The sequence below is a fragment of the Streptomyces sp. NPDC012466 genome (assembly GCF_042955215.1).
Classification (GTDB): domain Bacteria; phylum Actinomycetota; class Actinomycetes; order Streptomycetales; family Streptomycetaceae; genus Streptomyces.
The window spans coordinates 25581-44500 of sequence record NZ_JBIBEQ010000019.1; the positions used below are offsets into that span (position 1 = coordinate 25581).

The 18920-nt window shown below is 74.1% G+C and carries 4 protein-coding genes (1 of these 4 only partly in view); all 4 read right to left on the minus strand.

The features are described from left to right. Tightly spaced (each overlapping or abutting the next), the 4 genes in view from ACFY9E_RS39710 to ACFY9E_RS39725 form a layout consistent with a single transcriptional unit that may run on beyond the window. Positions 1 to 1251 carry a hydroxymethylglutaryl-CoA synthase gene (locus ACFY9E_RS39710; RefSeq protein WP_390993453.1) on the minus strand — a complete coding sequence of 417 codons (1251 nt, stop codon included), beginning with the start codon at positions 1249 to 1251 and terminating at the stop codon, positions 1 to 3. Next, positions 1248 to 1508 (minus strand): phosphopantetheine-binding protein, encoded by a 261-nt coding sequence (locus ACFY9E_RS39715; protein WP_390993455.1) that lies wholly within the window; start codon positions 1506 to 1508, stop codon positions 1248 to 1250. The genes ACFY9E_RS39710 and ACFY9E_RS39715 overlap by 4 nt, the downstream gene beginning before the upstream one ends. Further along, on the minus strand, positions 1505 to 2464 hold the full coding sequence (locus ACFY9E_RS39720) for an LnmK family bifunctional acyltransferase/decarboxylase (RefSeq protein ID WP_390993457.1): 960 nt from the start codon (positions 2462 to 2464) through the stop codon (positions 1505 to 1507). Before ACFY9E_RS39720 ends, ACFY9E_RS39715 begins: the two co-directional genes overlap by 4 nt. After that, positions 2461 to 18920 carry the 3' portion of an SDR family NAD(P)-dependent oxidoreductase gene (locus ACFY9E_RS39725; protein ID WP_390993459.1) on the minus strand. Its footprint extends 5818 nt past the window's final position, so the window shows 16460 of its 22278 coding nt (coding positions 5819-22278); the start codon falls outside the window, past its right edge — the gene reads right to left on this strand; it ends in the stop codon at positions 2461 to 2463. The genes ACFY9E_RS39720 and ACFY9E_RS39725 overlap by 4 nt, the downstream gene beginning before the upstream one ends.

Genomic DNA, 18920 nt, shown 5'->3' on the forward strand with positions numbered 1-18920 from the left:
TCAACGCCACGCGTACTGCCGGTGGTAGTCCTTGACGCCGGTGAAGGTGAGGATCTCCGGGCGGTCGCCGACCCGCGCCAGCAGCGGCTCCCAGGGAGCCGGGTCCACCGTGCGGTTCTCGACCGGCACCAGGCACTCGAGGTTGTGCTCCAGGACCGCCAGGTACTCCTCGAAGCTGATCCGGGCCCGGGCCTCCAGACGCTTGCCGATGCCCTGCTCGGCGACGGCCGCGGCGGAGCTCTCGTCGACGATCCCGCTGAAGAACTCCGAGGAGCAGCCGGAGCCGTACGAGAACAGGCCCACCCGGCGCGGTGTGGTCACGACACCCGAGTCGAGGAGGCTGGCCAGTGCCAGGTACACCGAACCAGAGCACAGGTTGCCGACCGCTCCGGGATAGATCAGGGACGGCGCCACCCGGCGGGCGAAGTCCTCGTCGGCCAGTGCCCCTCCCACCCCCTGCTCGCGCATCATCTTGCGGTGCCCGGCCTTGACCAGGCCGGCGAACGGGGTGTGCATGACGAGATGGTCGAAGTCACGGGTGAAGTCCACGTCCGCGACGCGCGTCGTGTAGTCGGCATAGGCGTTCTTCAGGCAATCGAGGTACGCGAACAGCGAGCGGTCGACGTCGGCGATGTCGAAGCGGGGCGAGGGCCGGGCCGAGTCCAGCGTCTCGTAGCTGTAGTTGCCGAACGCGCCGAGGTCCACGGTCAGAACGCGGGGCCGGTCGCTCAGCAGCATCGCCGCCGCGCCGTGCCCCGCCGCGGGCTCGGAATACTCGGCCTTCTCGTCCACGACCGCCACATCGGTGGCGATCACCAGGGCCTTCGCCCCGGGCGAGATGCCCGAGGCGAGATAGCCGAGCGCGGTCTGCACGGCCGCGGTGGCCCCGAAGCAGGCCTGCTTGACCTCGATGAGGCGGCAGTGGCGGTTCAGGCCCAGGTACTTGTGGACGTACGAGGTGAGGGACTTGCTGTAGTCGACGCCCGACTCGGTGGACGTCACCACCAGCTCGATCCGGTCGCGCTCCTCGGGGGCCAGGGCTTCGACGAGCGGGCGCGCCGCGTTGACGGCGTTGGTGACCGGGTCCTCGATGGGCAGGCCGATGGAGCGCTCCGACATCATCAGGTTGTCGATGCGCTGGGGATCGAGCCCGCGGCCGGCGAAGAGGTCGGCGGCGGAGAGGCGGGCCAGACCGCACCACACGTTCAACGCCTCGATGCCGTACGCCCGTCCGGCGTCGGTCGTGGTCATCGCAGGGCTCCGCTCAGGAAGTCGATGAGGCTGTCGATATGGGGCAGGTCGCTGAAATCGGACATCGGGCGGTCCACGCCGGTCCGGTCGAGCAGCGCCGCGATGATCTCCACCCGGTCCACGGAGTCCGCACCCAGGTCTTTCAAGTGCCGTGTGCCGCCGATGAGCTCGGGGTCCACACCGGGCAGGATCTCGGTGACGACCTCACGGACGAGCCGGGCCGTCTCCGCCCGCACGTCCATCGGTGCCTGGGTCATGCTTCCCCCTCGGGGTCGTGAGCGTCGTGCAGGGTGTGCAGCGTGCTGACGGCGATGACGCGCCCGCTGTCGCGGTCGCGGATGACGACGTCGACGAGTTCCTCGCCGGGCTCCGCCGTGCCGGCCCTCACGCGGGCGCTGAGGATCAGCACCGAGTCCAGGTCGGCGTTGCCGAGGTAGCACATCTGCTGGTCGACCACGATCCGGCGCAGGAACGCCCGGTCGGAACGGCCCAGCCGGTGCCACAGCGCGAGCGCGGCCTTGTCGACCATGGAGAAGTACGAGGCGAAATAGAGCAGCCCGACCCCGTTGACGTCGCGCACGATGTCCACCGGGTGCTCGACCTCGACGGTCTCCTCCAGCAGCCGGAAACCGGGCTCGGCCAGGTCGCGGAAGGTGTGCGCGGTGCGTGCCTCGCGGTACACGGCGCGCGGCGAGTACGCGGCGGGCAACCGCGGCAGCCCGTCGTTGCGGAACCCGGGCGGTGAGGACTTCACCAGGCCCTCGTTGCTGCCCGGTGCCGAGCGCGTCACCCAGCGGTTGAAGTTCTCCACGTACAGGGAACCGTCCCGCGGCTGCTCGTAGAACTCGTGCAGATCCAGCGGCCGCTCGGCTTCCGGGGCGCCGGCCCGGTCGATCCGGTGCAGCGTGAGCACCGACTCGGTGCCCTGGTCGTAGCAGCCGGAGGTCACCGTGAGACGGTCGCCGAAGGTGAGGGCGCCCGGGTGCAGCGCCCGGCCGCCGCGCACCCGGAAGTAGTAGAACGCCAGGTAGGTGGGGTTGCCGTCGGCGTCACGGGCCGCGAACACGTCGGTGTCGCACTGGGCGCTGACGGTCTCCCAGGTCCAGTCGCCGAGCTGGCCGACGAACAGGGAGCCGGGGCCGCACATGCCGGGCCGCACCGTGACGGACCGGGTGGAGCCGGGCCTGAGGCCGGGCTTCGAGGTGATGGTCATGCCGGGAACTCCTCGAGGAAGGCGGTCAGGACGGCGTTGAACTCGTCGGAGCTCGACAGGCTCGGGAAGTGCCCGGCGTCGGGAACCTCGTGGTAGCGGGCGTCGGGGATGGCACCGTGCAGCAGGTGGGCCGTCTTCTGCGGGATGACGGTGTCGTGCCGGCCCTGCACGATCAGCGTGGGTACGGCGATGTCACCGAGCCGCCCGAGCAGGTCGGGGGCGGCGGCGAACACGTCCAGGTAGCGCAGCCCGGTCTGCGGATCCATGCTTTCGCAGCGCAGCAGCAACCGCTCGTAGCGGGCGCGTTCACGCTCGAGTCGAGAGGAACCGCTGTGCGCCTGCACCCGGTCGAAGTCCTCCCGCGCCACCACGGCGAGCCGGTTGACCTCCCCGGCCCGGTTGCCGAGCTTGTACGAACTGCCGATGAGGGTCAGCGTCGCGGTGGCCTCCGGGTGGCGCAGCGCGAACGTCTGGGCGGTGATCCCGCCGAACGACGCCCCGGCCACGTGCACCGGGCCGTCGACGCCGAGCCGTTTCAGCGTCCGCCGGCACAGATCCGCGATGCCCTCGTAACTCAGCTCCTCGCAAGCGGTGGTGTCGCCGACGCCCGGGTGGTGGACGACGATCACCCGGTAGCGCTCGCTGAGGGCCGCGAACTGGGGCCCGAACAGTCCGGCGCCGATGTTGAACGGCAGCATCAGGAGCAGCACGGGACCGGTGCCCGCGGTGAACACCTCGACGTCGCCGCCGCCCTCGCCCTGCGGCAGCCGCAGCAGCAGCCGCTCGACACCGGGGTGGTGCTCGCGCAGCACCGCCCAGTTGTCGTTCTCGGCGGTGTGGCCCTCGGCCATCGCTTCCCGGATGTCGTCGGGCACCTGCTCCGCCGGGTGGTACGTGGCCAGCGGGGCGGGGCCGTCGGCGCCGGCTGCGAGCAGCAGCTCCGGTATCCGCTGCGGGGCCGCGAACAGCGCCGTGAGCCGGCGGGTGAGCTCGTCGGTCTCCTCCTGCCCGAGGCCGACCGGCAGCGCCAGCCGGACCAGGGCCGAGGTGCCGGGGCCGCCGTCCAGATGCGCGGCGGCGCGGACGCCGGTGTGCAGATAGAGCCACGCGAGGAAGGCCGGCACGGGGTGCTCGTGGCCGCGCAGCGCACTCAGGCGTGCCGTGTCCAGGAGCACGCAGTGCGTGCCCGCGCCTTCGACGACCGGGGCACCGGCCTCGGCCAGGGCCCGCCGCAGGTCCGCCACGCGCCGGACCCGTTCACCGGTCGCGGTGGCGGCCCAGTCGAGGTCGTCGAGTGCGGCGGCGGCCAGCGCGCGGGCGCCGCGCCCCGCCTCCGGGCCGCGCAGTGCGATCCGCTCCCGCAGATGGTGGGCGACGGTCGGGTCGTCGGTGGCGACGATCCCCCCGCTGTCCACCCCGAAGTCCTTGGAGAGGCTGATGGTGACGCTGTCGGCGAGGGACAGCAGTTCACGCGCCACGTCCAGCGGGTCGCGGCCGGTCTGGCCCGGCTCGTGCGCGGCGATCAGCGCGGCGTTGTCCAGGACCCGGGTGGCGTCCAGGACGAGTTGCAGGCCGTGCCGGTCGGCGGCCTCCCGGATGCCGGTGAGGTTGTGCAGGCTGAGCGCGGCCCCGCCCTGGGCGTTGTTGCTGACCTCCACGCACAGGAACGCGATCCGGCCGGTGTGCTCGGCGAGCAGGCTCTGCAGATGGCCGAGGTCGAGGTCACCGCGGAAGACACCGTCGTCCGCGCTCGCCGCGCGGCGGGCCGCGACGGGGGTGAACCCGTGGTCGAGGTGGCTGAAGTACCAGGTCGGGAAGAGCGAGTTGTGCACCACGACGCCCTGCTGCGGCCAGGCCCGGCACAGCGCCGCCTCCGCGGCCCGCCCGGACGTGGTGGCCACGACACAGGAGAACGGCAGCAGGTCGAGCCCTTCGAGCGTCTGTCCCACGGCCCGAGTGGCGGCCGCGGCGCGCAGCCGCTCGGTCCGCGCGTGCACGAAGGGACGGTCGAGTTCGGCCCAGGAGTCGGTGATCAGATCGAACTCGACCTCGGCGGAGGCCAGGTGGAGCGGATTCCAGCCGCGGTCCGACAGCTGCCGCTCCCGGCGGCGGGCGTCGGCGGGAACCGACTCGGCGACCGGAGCAGCGGTGGCGGCCGGCCGGGCCTGCGCCGGTGACACCGGGGCCGGACGGGCCGCGGGCAGGGCGTCGGCGGGCACGGACTCGGCCGCCGGGACGGCCGATGGCGCCTCGGCCGTGGCGCGGGGCGCCGGGGCCGCCGACGTGCGGTCACCGCCCACGTCGGGGTCGGCGATCATGAGGATCAGCCGGGAGACGTCGGTGCGCTCCGCGTCCGCGGGCTGACACAGGTACAACGGCAGGTTCCGCGTGCGGAACTTGTTCTTGAAACGCAGGTTGCCGTCACCGGTGAAGATGCCGCGCGAGCGCAGCTCGGTGAGGGCCGCCTCGGCCTCCGGTGCGGCGTTGGGCGACTCGCAGACCTTGGCGCCGAAGCTGCCGCCGAAGCTGAAGACGGTGCAGCCCTCCTGCGCGGTCTGCCGGATGATCCGCACCACCGTGTAGTCGAGACTGCCGAGCGGGGCGTCCTCCGGGTAGAACTCGAGGTCGAGCAGGTACCCGTCCTCGGACGGGATCTTGGTGACGATGACGGCGCTGACCATGCGTTCGTCGAGGTAGGTCAGGAACATCCGGTGCCGTTCGGCGAGGATGCCGCGCCCGATCTCGTCCCGGACGGTGGAGACGTACGGGTTCACCATCTCCTTGGCCGCGGACCAGCGGTCGATCAGCGTGGTGATCTCCTGGTCAACGCCCGGGTCCGAGCCGACCCTGTACTCCTCGGTACGGCACGCGCCCGCCTTCTCGAACTTGCGGACCGCGTAGCGCAGCCGCTGCATCGGGCCGCCCTCGAGGCTGAAGTCCGTGATGTCCTCCAGGCGTTGCAGTGCGCCGAAGGGGGTGGCGGTGAACCGGACGCCGTCCGCCTCCTCCAGGCGGATCAGCGAGACGATGTTCGCGGCCAGGCCGTGTGCCTGCCCGTAGCGCACGAACTCCGCGGCCAGGGCGGGCATCTCCTCGGTCGGACCGACGTAGCTCCAGGTGAGCATGGCGTCGTCGCGGATGGAGAAGTTGAAGTACGCCGTGCGGCTCGCCCCCAGGAAGATCAGGGGGGCGATGTCGCGGCCCGGCAGACCGCCCTCGCGGCCGTACTCGGCCTCCAGTCCGGCCACCGTGCCCGCGATGTCCGGCTGTCCGGCCAGGGCCGTCTTCTCCACGACCAGCGCCCCGCCGGTGTACGGTTCGCGCGCCAGGGCGGGCCGGGGCGCGTCCTGGGAGGCCGCCGCCGGCTGCCGTGCGGCGTCCGGCCCGTGCGTCTCGGCGAGATGAGCGGCGAGCGCCCCGACCGTGGGGTGGTCGAAGAGCAGCGTCTTGCGCAGGGCGCCGAAGACCCGCTCCAGGGCGGCGACGACCCGCAGCATGTCGAAGGAGCCGAAGCCGTTGTCGACGAAGGTCAGGGCGGGGTCGGCCGGGCGCCCGAGTTCGCGCTCGATGACCTCCTGGACCAGATCTTCCAGCGGCGCGGCGGAGGACGACGTCGCCTTGGCGGCGACGGGCTCGGCCGCGCCGCACAGGGGCGAGACGAAGGCGGTGAGCTTGTCGACCGTGTCGTAGCTGTAGAGCTCCGCGGCCTTCAGCTCCAGGCCGAAGGTCTCGTTGAGCGTGCGGACGAGGTCCATGCGGTAGATGGAGTCGAGCCCCAACTCCCCGAAGGGGGTGTCGTTGTCGACCTCCTCGGGCGGCATGCCCAGGATCGTGGACAGCTCACCGCGCAGCAGGTCGACGATGGTGGCCGTGGCCGTGGCCGTGGTCGTGGCGGTGGCCGTCGTCGCGGTGGTGGTGGCGGGGACGGTGGCTGGTGCCCCGGGCCGGGGCGCGGGCGGCGTGTCGGCGCGTACCGGGTCCGGTGCCGGAGCCGGCGCCGCCGGAGCCGGCGGGGCGCTCGCGACGGCGCCCACCGGCGACACGAGGCGGATTCTCGGGCCGCTGCGCGTCGGCGGCGTGGAACTGCGGGCTGTCATGACGGCCTCCTTGCCGGCCCCTGAACGGGAGACGGAGTGGTTGGGGCGGACGGAGCTCGGCACCGGCTCGTCGCGGACGGGTGCGGCCACGGGTACGGGTGCGGCCACGGGTACGGGTGCGGCCACGGGGGCCGCCACCGGCGCCGACCCGGGGGCGGCGGACCCTCCGGTGACCGGCGCGGCGGGCTCGCCGGACACCGGCGCCGCTTCCGCGTCCGGGGCACGGAACCAGTGGCGGGTGCGGGCGAACGGGGCCGTGGGCAGCGGGATCCGGCCGGGGGGCGACGGCCACGAAGCGCCCCACGGCACCTCGGCGCCCTCGCACCACAGCTTCTGCAGCAGCGCGGGATCCTCGTCGCCGCGAGCCCCGGGCGCGTCCCGGCGGGCGGTACCGGTCACCGCGTGGGCCGGCAGGTCCCCGCGGGCGTACGACTCCAGGGCGCCGATCAGTTCGTCGCGATCCCGCACCCGCACGGCGAAGCGGCACCGGTGCCCGGTCCGGCCCGTCTGCAAGGTGTACGCGACCCGCGCCAGATCGGCCTCCGGCGTACGGGCCAGGTGCCGGGCGATCCGTGCCGCGTAGGCGCGCAGGTCGTCCGGGTCGCCCGCGGACAGCGGCACGGTGTGCGGGGTGAAGTCCTGAACAGCGGGCGCGGTCCGCGCCGGGTACGCCTCGAGCACGACATGGGCGTTCGAGCCACCGAAGCCGAACGAGCTGACCCCGGCGCGCAGCACGGGCCGGCCCTCGGCCGTGATCGCGGGCTGCCACGGGTGGTGGCGGTCGTTGACCCGGAACGGTGTGCCGTCGAGCCGCAGATACGGGCTGAGCCGCGTCAGATGCAGGCTCGCGGGCAACTCCCGGTGACGCATGGCCTGCACCACCTTGAGGACGCCCGCGATCCCGGCGGCCGTCTCCAGGTGCCCGATGTTGGTCTTCACCGCCCCGAGTGCGATCCGGCCGGTGCGCGGCACGCTCTCGCCGCGCTCCTCGTGCAGCGTGGTGAACGCCTTCTTCAGACCCTCGATCTCGATCGGGTCCCCGAGCCGGGTACCGGTCCCGTGCGCCTCGACGTAGGTGATCGTGTCGGGTGCGACGCGTGCCTCGCGCACGGCGGCGGCCACGACCCGGGCCTGTGCCTCGGGGTTGGGCGCGGTCAGCGAGTTGCTGCGGCCGCCGTGATTGACGGCGGTGCCCTTGACCACCGCGTAGATGTGGTCGCCGTCGGCCTCGGCCCGGGCCAGCGGCTTCAGGAGCACCGCGCCGACGCCCTCGCCCCGGACATAGCCGTCGGCGTCGGCGTCGAAGGTCTTGCAGCGGCCGTCCGGGCTGAGCATGCCCGACTGGCGGAACGACTCCAGCAGGCCGGGCGTCAGGATGACGTTGACCCCGCCCGCGACGGCCAGTTCGCACTCGCCGTCCTGCATGGCCCGCAGGGCGCGGTGGATGGCGACCAGGGAGCTGGAACACGCCGTGTCCACAGCCTCGCTGGGGCCGTGCAGGTCGAGCAGGTACGAGACCCGGTTGGCGAGCACGGAGTGGGCGATGCCGGTGGCGGTGTGGGCCTGGACCGCGATGCCGCTCTCCTTGAGCAGGTCGTCGTAGTCATGGGTGGCGACGCCGACGAAGAGCCCGCACGGGGTGCCCGCGAGGTCGGCCGGCCGGTAGCCCGCGTCCTCGAAGACGCGCCAGGCCGTCTGGAGGAAGAGCCGCTGCTGCGGATCCATCAGGGCGGCCTCGTTCGGCGAGATGCCGAAGAGGCGGGCGTCGAAGGTGTCGACGCGGTCCAGGAACCCGCCGAGCAGATCACGGGTGGCCGGGTTGGCGCGGATCGCGGTGCGGTCCTCGGGCACCGGCCGCACCAGGTCGGTGCCGGCGGCGAGATGGTCCCAGAACTCGTCGACGTCCGCAGAACCGGGGAACGTGCCGGCGATCCCGATCACGGCGATCTCCGCCCGCTCGACCGCCCGCGCCGCGGCGGCCGCGACGGGTACGGGGGCGCGGGCCGGGCCTTCCGCGATCACCGGTACGGCCGGCGTGGGGACGGTGGCCGGCGCGGTGACGGTGGCCGGCTCCGGGGCCGGGGCCGGTTCGGGAGCCGGCGCGGTGCCGGGTGCGCTCGCGGACGCGATCCGCGCCTCGGGCGGGTCCGCACGATGCTCCTGGTTCCCGCCCCGCGGCGCGTAGTGCCCCGCCAGCTCGGCGGCGTGGTGCCGCGTCAGGTAGTCGGCGAACGAGGCCAGGTCCGGACACTCGAACAGGACGGTGGGCAGGAGGTCGAGGCCGAAGCGCTCGTTGACCTTGTTGACCAGCTCGGTGAGCGTGATCGAGTCGAAGCCCAGCTCGAGCAGCTCCGCCGAGACATCGACCTCCGAGGGGTCCACGAGCAGGAACCCGGAGGCGAGCACCCGCGCCTCGTGCTCCACGAGCCCGCGCAGCGCCGCCTCGTCCACGACCGCCTGTTCCCGGGGCGCGGGGGCCGTGCGGGGCTCCGTGGCCGGCGCCGGCTCCTCCCGCCGCCCCAGCGACTCCACCACGCACAGGGAGGGCAGGTCGGTGGCGAGCCCGCGCACGAACGCCTGAAGACCCGCACGCGTGCTCAGCGGCACCATGTCGTAGGCACGGGCGAAGAGTTCACGGGTGGCGTCGTCCACCGTCATCCCGCCGTCCGCCCACAGCGGCCAGCCGATCGACAGGCTGCGCCCGGACCGCAGCCCGGTCGCGCGCAGGCCCTCGCGGCGGGCGGCGAAGGCGTTGAGGAACGCGTTGGCGTACGCGTAGTCGGCCTGCCCCAGGTTGCCCGACTCGCCGGACATCGAGGAGAACAGCACGAAGAAGTCCAGCGGCTGGTCCGCGGTCGCCTCGTCCAGGTGCACCGTGCCGGAGACCTTCGGTGCGAGGACCTCGTCGAGTTCCCGCGCCGTCTTCTTCACGGCGCGGGCGTCGCGGGTCACGCCCGCCGAGTGCAGCACACCGCGCAGCGGCCCGAACTCCTCGACGACCGAGGCCACCAGGCGCTCCAGGGACTCCGCGTCCCGCAGGTCGGCGGGCCGGTGCAGCACCCGGACCCCGCCGCCGTTCAGTTCGGCGATGCGGTGGGCGGCCTCGTCGCTCGGCCGCGAGCGGCCGACCAGCACGATCGTGGCGTCCGTGGCCCGCTCGGCCAGGTACGCCGCGAAGTGCAGCCCGAGCGCCCCCGTGCCGCCGGTGATCAGGTACGTGCCGCCCGCGCGGAGCGTGACGTCGCACAGGCCACCGGCCGGCGGCTCGAACGGTTCCAGGCTCTTCTCGCTGCGGGTGCCGTCGGCGGCATAGGAGACCTCGGCGGCGCCCGGGCGTGCGGCGTGCAGCTCGGCCACGACCGCGTCCGCGCCGGCACCGTCCGCGGGCAGCTCGACGCGTACGCCGGTGAACGCGCTGTGCTCCAGGCTCAGCGTCCGCAGGGTGGCCCCCACGGCGGTGTGCAGGGGCGCGGCGCCGCGGGGGCCCGCACGATGGGCGAACACGACCCGCAGGCCGGGGCGTTCGGGGCGGGCCAGCACGGCCACCGCCGACCACAGGACGAACGGCAGCGCCGACGCCCCGTCGCCGAGTGCCTGTTCGGGCGTGCCGCCGGCGGACGGTTCGTCGGCCAGATGCACGACGGCGTCCGGCAGCAGTCCGCGTCCGGCGAGATCCTCGATCAGGCGCGTGTGTTCCGCCGGGTCGGCGGCGGGCAGGGAGTACGCGGGCCGGTGGCCGGTGTCGTCGCGGTCGAAGCGCGGGCCGTCGGCCGCGCACACCACGGTGCTGCCGGTGGCCGCCAGCCGTTCGGCCAGTTCCAGGCGCCGGGGTGTGTCGGCGCCGCACACAAGCACCGTCGCCGGTGCCCGCGTTTCCTCGGGCAGCGGCGCGGGCCTCCACACGGGCGCCAGGTAACGGGTGCGGGTCGGGGCAGCGGCGCCGCCCGGCCGCGGCGCGATCTCCAGCCCGTCCACGGCTTGCAGGACATGCCCGGAGCCGTCGGTGATGCGGATGTCGAACCGGCGCCGCCCGCCCGTCCCGCCGCCGTCGGCCGTGACCTCCCTGATGTAGGCCCAGCTGTCCGCCGGCACCGGGCCGTGCGCCCGTACCTCCTGGATGCCGACGGGCAGATACGACTCGTCCGCCGCGCACAGGCTCGACACCGCCTGAAGCGCGCCGTCGAGCAGAGCGGGGTGCAGAGCGTGGGCGGGGCCCGAGCGGCGCATCAGGCGGCTCAGGCTCAGCCGGGCCAGGCACTCGCCGGCGCCGGTCCACAGTTCCGCGACGGTGCGCAGGGGGCGGCCGTACTCCAGGCCCGCGCCCGCGAACGCGTCGTAGAACTCGCAGACCGTGGGCCGCCCGGTACAGCGGTCGCGAGTCGCGGCCAGGTCCACGTCGGCGTCCGCGGCGCCGGGGCCCTCGGTGAGGCTTCCCCGGGCGACGGCGGCGCCGGTGGGGCCGCCCGCGGTGATCCGGAACGCCGTCCCGCCGTCGCCCTTGGTGAAGCCGAGCGTCACGCGGTCGGTACCGCCGTCCAGGTCGACCGGCGTCAGCCACCGCACGGACCCCAGCCGGAAGGGGAACCCGACGCCGGTGGCGTCCCCGGCACCGGGACACGCCTCCCGCGCCAGTTCCAGGAGCGCCACCCCGGGCACCCAGCGGGCGCCGGAGATCCGGTGGTGCGCCGCGAGGGCGAGCGCGGGATGAGTGGCGGCCCGCTCCACGGTGACGTCGGCTGCCGCCGTGTCCTCCTCCTCGTCCCCCTCACCCGCCGGCACGCCGACGGCTTGCGCGCCCGGGAGGTGTGCGGTGCGGGCGGGCGCGGGGGCCTGCGTGACGGTGACGGGCTCGGGGCCGGGGATCTCCGCGGCGACCGGTAGCGGCGCCCGGGCCGCCGACGCCGCGAAGTCGGCCTGCGGTCCTGCGCTGCCGGCGGTGACCGGATCCGGCGCCCCGACGACGGGCTCGGAGGGGACGGGCACGGCGATGGCACCCTCGGGGGCAGGGGACGTCGGCGCGGGGTGCCCGGCGGCCGCGGTACGGGGCAGTTCCGGGGCCAGGTGGTGCGGGTCGGACGTGATCCAGTGGCGGCTGCGGCGGAAGGGGTACGTCGGGAACGCGACCCTGCGGACCCGGCGCCCGGCGTCCGCAGGCCGCCAGTCGAGCCGGCCGCCGGACGTCCAGTGCTCCGCCGTGGCCGCCCAGTCGCGGGCGGCCAGGGCGGCGGCGAGTTCGTCGGCACCGAGCCCGGCACCGGGGTTGCCTTTGCGGGCCGTGCCGACGACGACGCCCTCGCCCGCCTCCGCGCCGTCGGCGAATTCCCGCAGGCGCGAGGCGAGCTGGCTGTGCGAGGTGGCGGTCACGGCGAGCCGCTCGGGCAGCTCGCGCCGCCCGACCCTGCTGGTGTGCGCCAGGTCGGCGAGCGGGACGCGTGCCCCGTCGGGCCCGGCCACGAAGTCGGCGACGCGCCCGGCGTAGTCGGCGAGCGTGCCCCGGTCGAGCGCCGACAGCACGAACAGCTCCGGCTCCTCGGTACCTGCGGCGCCCTCCTGGCCCCGCGATTCCGGCCGTTCGGGGCCGGTGTACTCCTCGAGCACCATGTGTACGTTCGCTCCTCCCGCTCCGAACGAGCTGATACCGGCGCGCCGTGGCCAGCTGCGCTCCGCGCCGTCCACCGCGGCGACCGGGCGGTCCCAGGGCTCGGCGGTGCGCTGCGGACGGAACGGCGAATGCGCGAAATCGATCTTCGGGTTGAGGGCGTCCAGATGGATGGTGGGCGCCAGGGTGCGGTGCTTGAGCTGGAGCAGCACCTTGGTCACGGCGGCGATGCCGGCCGCGCCCTCCAGATGGCCGATGTTGGACTTCACCGACCCGACCGCGCAGTAGCCGTCGTCGGTGGCGCCCGCGGCACGGAACGCCTTGGTCAGACCGCCCAGTTCGATGGGGTCGCCGAGGGCGGTGCCGGTGCCGTGGGTCTCCACGTAGGACACCGTGCGCGGATGCACACCGGCCCGCTCCAGCGCCTGCCGCACCAGCCGGGCCTGGGCGTTGGGGTTGGGCACGGTGTAACCGCTGACCTTGCCGCCCGCGTTGCTGAACGCGCCCTTGACGACCCCCCAGATGGTGTCGCCGTCGGCCTCGGCCTGCGCGAGCGGCTTGAGCAGCACCGCGCCCGCGCCCTCGCCGGGCACGAAGCCGTCGGCACCCGCGTCGAAGACCCGGCAGGCGTCCGCGGCGGAGAGCATGTTGCGGGCGCACAGGGCCGCGAAGTGCGCCGGGTGCAGGATCAGGTTCGTACCGCCCGCGATCGCCATCCGGCACTCGCCGCGCCGCAGGCTCTCGCAGGCCAGCTGGATGGCGCTGAGCGCGGACGAGCAGGCGGAGTCGACGGCGAGGCTCGGGCCCTGCAGGTCGAAGGTGTAGGAGACGCGGTTGGCCATCGACCAGTAGGCGGAGTGTCCCGTGGCATACCGTCCCTCGGGCCAGTCGGTGGCCGCCGCGAGGAGACCGTACTCGCCGTACATCAGCCCGGCGAAGACGCCGGTCTGCGGTTCGTGCGTGTGCGTGCCGAGGTAGCCGGCCGTCTCCAGGAGTTCCCAGCAGCTCTCCAGGAAGAGCCGCTCCTGCGGATCGATGTCGGCCGCGTCGCGCGGCAGGATGCCGAAGAGGGGGGCGTCGAACATCTCGATGTCCTGCAGGAAGCCGCCCCAGCGGCTGTAGCTGCGGTGCTTGCTGTTCTTGTCCGGGTCGAAGTTGCGGCGCCAGTCCCAGCGTTCGGAAGGGATCTCGGTGACACAGCTGCGGCCCTCGGACAGGTTGCGCCAGAAGGTCTCCAGGTCGGGGGAGCCGGGGTAGCGGCCCACGACCCCGATGACGGCGATGTCCAGGGGCGTCGTCGCCCCACCGTCCCCGCCCGGCCCGCCGGCCGTCGCGCTGGCCGGCGCGGGCTCGGCGCCCCGCGCGGGCTCGGCGGCTTCAGCGGGCTGCGCCGGCCGGGCCGGGCTGAGTTCCTCTTCGGATCGTGCGCCCTCGACCGGTTCGGTGGACCGCGGCGCCGTGCCGGGATCGGGCTCGGCGCGGACCGGGCGGGCCGCTGCGGCGGCCGGGGCCGCCTCCGGGGCCGGCTCCGGTTCCCCGCTCGCCACCGAGGCGAGCTTCGGTCCGTGTTCGGCGATCAGGTACCCGGCGAGGCGCTCGATGCTCGTGTACTCGAAGAGCAGCGTCTGCGGCAGATCGCCCAGGTCCTGTTCGAGGCGGTCGACGATGTTGAGGCTCACCAACGAGTCGACCCCGAAGTTCTCGAAGGTCGCCGCCGGATCGAGTTCCTCGGCCCGGTACTTGAGGACCTCCGCGAACACGCCCGTCACATAGGACCGCACGGACTCGGCCGACGGCTCGCCGGCCGCCCGGTCCGGCACCCGCGCGGGGGAGTGCTCGGCGGGCCGCTCCGCCACGACCAGGGACTGCTCCAGCCGGTCGGCGGGCACACCCGGCAACCCGCGGGTGCGCACGGTGCGCAGCCCCGCCGTCGCCGCGATCTGCCGCCACTGCGCCGGTGCGAGCAGCGGCGAGTGCGGCAGCCGGCGCTCCGCGTCCTGGTACATCCACCAGCCGGTCGTCAGCCCGAAGGTGAGCGTGAGGAACTCGGAGAAGCGGGTGATCTCGTTGACCAGCACCAGACCGCCCGGCCGCAGCAGGGTGTGGATGTTGCGCAGGGTGCGCTCCATGTCCGGCGTGGCGTGCAGTACATGGGTGCCGAGCACCACGTCGTACGAGCCGGGCTCGATGCCCTGCTCCACCGGGTCGTCGGAGATGTCGAGGGTGTGGAAGACCAGTCGCGGATATGTCGGGCCGAACTCCCGCTCGCCGTGGCGCAGGAAGGCCGGGGAGATGTCGGTGTAGCAGTAGTGGGCCTCGGCGTCCGCGGCGGCCAGGGCCGGCAGCACGCTCCGGGAGCTGGCGCCGGTGCCCGCCCCGATCTCCAGTATCCGGGCCGGCCGGCCCTCGCTCGCCCGTACCCGGCGGGCGGCGGCGGCCACTTCCTCGGCGAGCAGCCGGTTGTAGTGGTCGGCGATGGGCTGACCCTTGTAGATGGGCTCGACCAGGGCCACCGAGCCCTTCGGGAAGAGGACGTCCATCGGGTTCCGGCGGCCCGCCAGCACCTCGCCGAGTGCGCCGAGGGTGCGCTCCAGGAGCCTGACGTGACCGCTCATCTCCGGGTAGCGCGCGGCGACGCGTTCACCGTCCGGGGGGACGGCCGCCGGGGAGTCGGTGAACGTGACGGTGCCTGCGTCGCCGGTCACCGCGCCGCAGGACCGCAGGATGCTCAGGGCGGCGTCGAAGAGACGGCGGTGCCGGCCGACCACGCCGAGCCGTTCCGCGAGCGCGTCGGCCGTGACGGTCTCGCCGGGCCGCGGCACGCCGTCCAGGAGCGGGAAGCTGCTGCGCAGCAAGTCGCGGCTGAACGCCTCGACCTCGGCGAACGCCTCCTGCGCCCTGCTGAACACCGCGAGGTCGTCGTCCCCGACGGTGCCCGGCGGGTCCTGAGGGCCCCCGGCCGCCGGGGCGCCGGCGGGTGACGGGCTCGCCGGGTCCTGCTCCTGGTTGTGCTCCTGCGCCGGGGTGAGGACCCGGGCGAGCCGTTCCCCGTGCTCCCGCCGGAAGTACTCCGCGACCTGCTCGATGGTCATGTACTCGAAGAGCAGGGTCTGCGGCAGGTCTCCCAGGTCCTGCTCGAAGCGATCGACGATGTTGAGGCTCACGAGGGAGTCGACGCCGAAGTTCTCGAACGTCGCCTCCGGGTCGAGGGCCGCCGTCTCGTACTTGAGGACCTCGGCGAACACCCCGGCGACGTAGGACCGCACGGCGTCGGCCGACGGCCCGGCCCCGCCGGCCGACGGGGCCGGGGACTGCGTGCCCGCGGGCCGTGCGGAGGCGGCCGCCGGGCGCACCGGCGCCGGATTCTCGCTCCCGGACGTCCCCGCGACCCGGATGCCCATGGCGGGCAGGGCCGCGCGGTCCGCCTTCATCGCGAGGGTCTGCGGCAGCCGCCCGGTGATGATCCGGCGGATCACCGCCATGCCCTCGGCGGGCTCGACGGAACCGACGCCGAGGCGGGCGAACGCCGTCCGCATCCGGTCGTTGGCCACCGCGCCGACGCTTCCCCAGAAGCCCCAGTTCACGACGGACACCGGGTAGTCGTGGCGCCGGTCGAGCCATTGGACGTACGCGTCCTCGAAGGTGCTCGCGGCCGCGTAGTTGGCCTGACCGCCGGCCTCCACGAAGGAGACCGCGGAGGAGAAGACGAGCATGAAGTCCAGCGGCTCGTCCCCGAAGACCCGCGCGAACGCGGTGACGCCGGCGACCTTGGGCGCGAGCCCGGCGAGGAAGTCCTCCTCGTCCATGAGCGCGATGGTGCGGTCGCGCAGGTCGAGCGCCGCGTGCACCACGCCGTGGACCCGGCCGAACCGGGCGTGCACAGCGTCGAGCCCGCGGCGCAGCGCCGCCTCGTCGGCGACGTCCGCCTGCACGTACAGGACCTGGCCGCCGAGCGCGGCGATCTCCTCGGCCTTGGCCCGGTGTCCGGGGCCCTCGGGGCTGCGGCCGATCCACACGAGGCGGGCCCGGGCGATCCGGGCGAGCAGCCGGCTCAGCGCGAAACCGATGCCGCCGGCGCCGCCGACGACCACGTACACGCCGCCCTCGCGGAAGGGTTCCATGCCCTGCGGCGCGGCGACCCGCAGCGGTTCGAACGTCCGCTCCAGGCGTGTGTCGCCGCGCAGCAGCACCAGCGGTTCGGTGCCCGGCTCGGCCACGATCCGCTCGGCCGCCCGCTCCGCAGCGCCGGCGCTGCCGCCGTCGGCGCCGACGTCGACACAGGCGACGCTCCAGCGCGGGCACTCCGACTCGATCGCCCGGGCCAGTCCGAGCACCCCCGCGGCGTGCGGGCGCACCGGCTCGTCCGCGTCGGCCGGGACGGCACCCGCCAGGACGATACGCAGCGCGATGCGGTCGCGGGCACGGCCCGCGGCGAGCAGCCGCTTGACCAGGCGGAACAGGTCCAGGGCGGTGCGGTCCGCCTCGGCGGGCCCCTCGGCGTCGCCGGTGCGGGCCACGAAGTAGACCGTGTCCAGGGGCTCTTCGAGCGCCGCGTACGAGCCCGTCACCGCCGGTTCCGTGCCGGGCAGCGCCACCACGTCGGCGCCGGTGCGGGCCGCCAGGGCGGTGGCCAGCGCGGCCGAATCGGCGGTGTGCACCACCACCGAACGGCCTCCGGCGGGCACCTGCCCGGCCTGCGGAAGGGCGGCGGGACGCCACACCGGCCGGTACATCATGGAGTCGACCGGGTTGTTCTGCTCCCGCAGGGCGAGGCCCTGGTAGCGGACGCAGACCCGCCCGGACCGGTCGGCCAGGCGCACGGCGTAACGGTGTGCGCCCTCCCGGACGACATGCGCGAAGGCGGGGACGGCCGACGCGTCGAGGACCTCCACCGTCTCGACGGAGAACGGCACCAGGGTGGCGTCGTTGCCCGCTTCCAGGGCGGCGATGGTCTGCTGGGCGCCGTCGAGCAGCGCCGGGTGCAGAGCGAACCCGGCGGTGTCCGGGGCGGCACGCAGGGTGCCGAGCACCTCGTCGTCACCGAAGGTGATCTTTTCCAGGACCCGGAAGGACGAGCCGTACGCTATCCCGCCGGAGCGGAAGTCGTCGTAGAACCGGTCCGCCGGCACCTCGTAGGGACATCGGGCGGTGATCCCGGCGACATCGAGCGTCTCGGGAGCGTCGTCGACGGCATCCCGGTCCGCCGTGAGCGATCCCCTGGAGCAGACGGCGCCGTCGTCGCCCGCGGTGAGGGCGAACCGGTAGCCGTCACCGTCACCGGTCAGGGTCAGCCGCAGGGTGCCGGCGGCCTCGGCGTCGATCAGCCGCAGCCACCGCACACCGTGCAGCCGCACGGTGCCGCGCAGGCCGCAGCGCCGGGCGGCGGCCACCGCGAGGTCGAGGCCGGCGGCGCCGGGCAGGACGGGCCGGTCGCCGATCCGGTGGTGGTCGAGCACCCAGTGCGCGGCCGGTACGGGGACCGCGAAGCGCGCGCCGTCGGGGTCGCCGGGCGTGCCGACGGGGGTGCCGAGCAGCGGATGTGCCGCAGGCTCAGCGGACGCCGGGGGGAGGCCGGCGGCCGGCGCGGCAGGCGCCGGCGCGGGCGTGGCCGGGGGAGTGATCCAGTGCCGGTCCCCCGCGAAGGGGTACGTGGGCAGCGGAACCCGGCGCGGCCGGTCCCCGTACGGCAGCGCCGCCCAGTCGAGGTCCTGACCCGCGGCGAAGGCGCCGGCCAGTCGTTCCAGGGCGGCGACGCGCTCGGCCGACGATCCGGAACCCGCGAGGCCGGCGAGTTCCGCGCGGGTCCGGCTGTCCAGCTCGTCCGGCCGGCCGGCACCGCCCCGCACCGTACGGAAGCAGCCGGGACCCTGCGTACCGGACGCCAACAGCCGCAGCTTCCGCCGCAGTTCGGGCACCGTGCGGGCGATCACGGCCGCCCGCACGGGCAGCTGGGCACGGCCCACGCCGAGGGTGAAGGCCAGATCGGCCGGAGCGACCCCGTCGAGGTCGGCGTCGGCGAGCCGGCGCAGCTGCCGGTCCAGCGCCGCGTCGTCCCGGGCCGACACCGGGAACAGCCGCTCCTGCTCCGGCAGGCCGGGACGGTCCTCGGGTGCGGGCGCCTGGGCGACGACGGCGTGCGCGTTGGTCCCGCTGAAGCCGAAGCTGCTGACCGTGGCGATCCGCTGCCCACCGGGGCCCGGCTCCCACTCCTGGCGCTCGCGGACCACGAAGAACGGACTGGTCTCCAGCTCCGTCTTCGGGTTCGGCGCCCCGAAGGAGGGCATGGGCGGCAGCTCGTGGTGGCGCAGCGCGAGCAGCGCCTTGAGCAGGCCCGCGATCCCCGCCGCCATGGTCGTGTGTCCGATGTTCGCCTTCACGGTCCCGATGCCGCAGTAGCCCCTGCGCTCGGTCGAGCGGCGGAAGACCTCGGTCAGCGCCCGTACCTCGATCGGGTCGCCGAGCGCGGTACCGGTGCCGTGGGCCTCCACGTACCCGATGTCCTCGGCCGTCACCCCGGCCCTGCGGTGCACGTCCGCGATCAGCCCGGCCTGGGACACGGCACTCGGCGCGGTGATTCCGTTGGTGCGGCCGTCACCGTTGACCCCGGTCGCCTTGATGACGCCGTGGATGTGGTCGCCGTCGGCGATGGCCCGGTCCAGGCGCTTCAGTACCACGGCGCCCACACCCTCACCGAGCACGGTGCCGTCGGCCGAGGCGTCGAACGGCACACAGGTGCCGCGTGGTGACAGCATCCCCACCT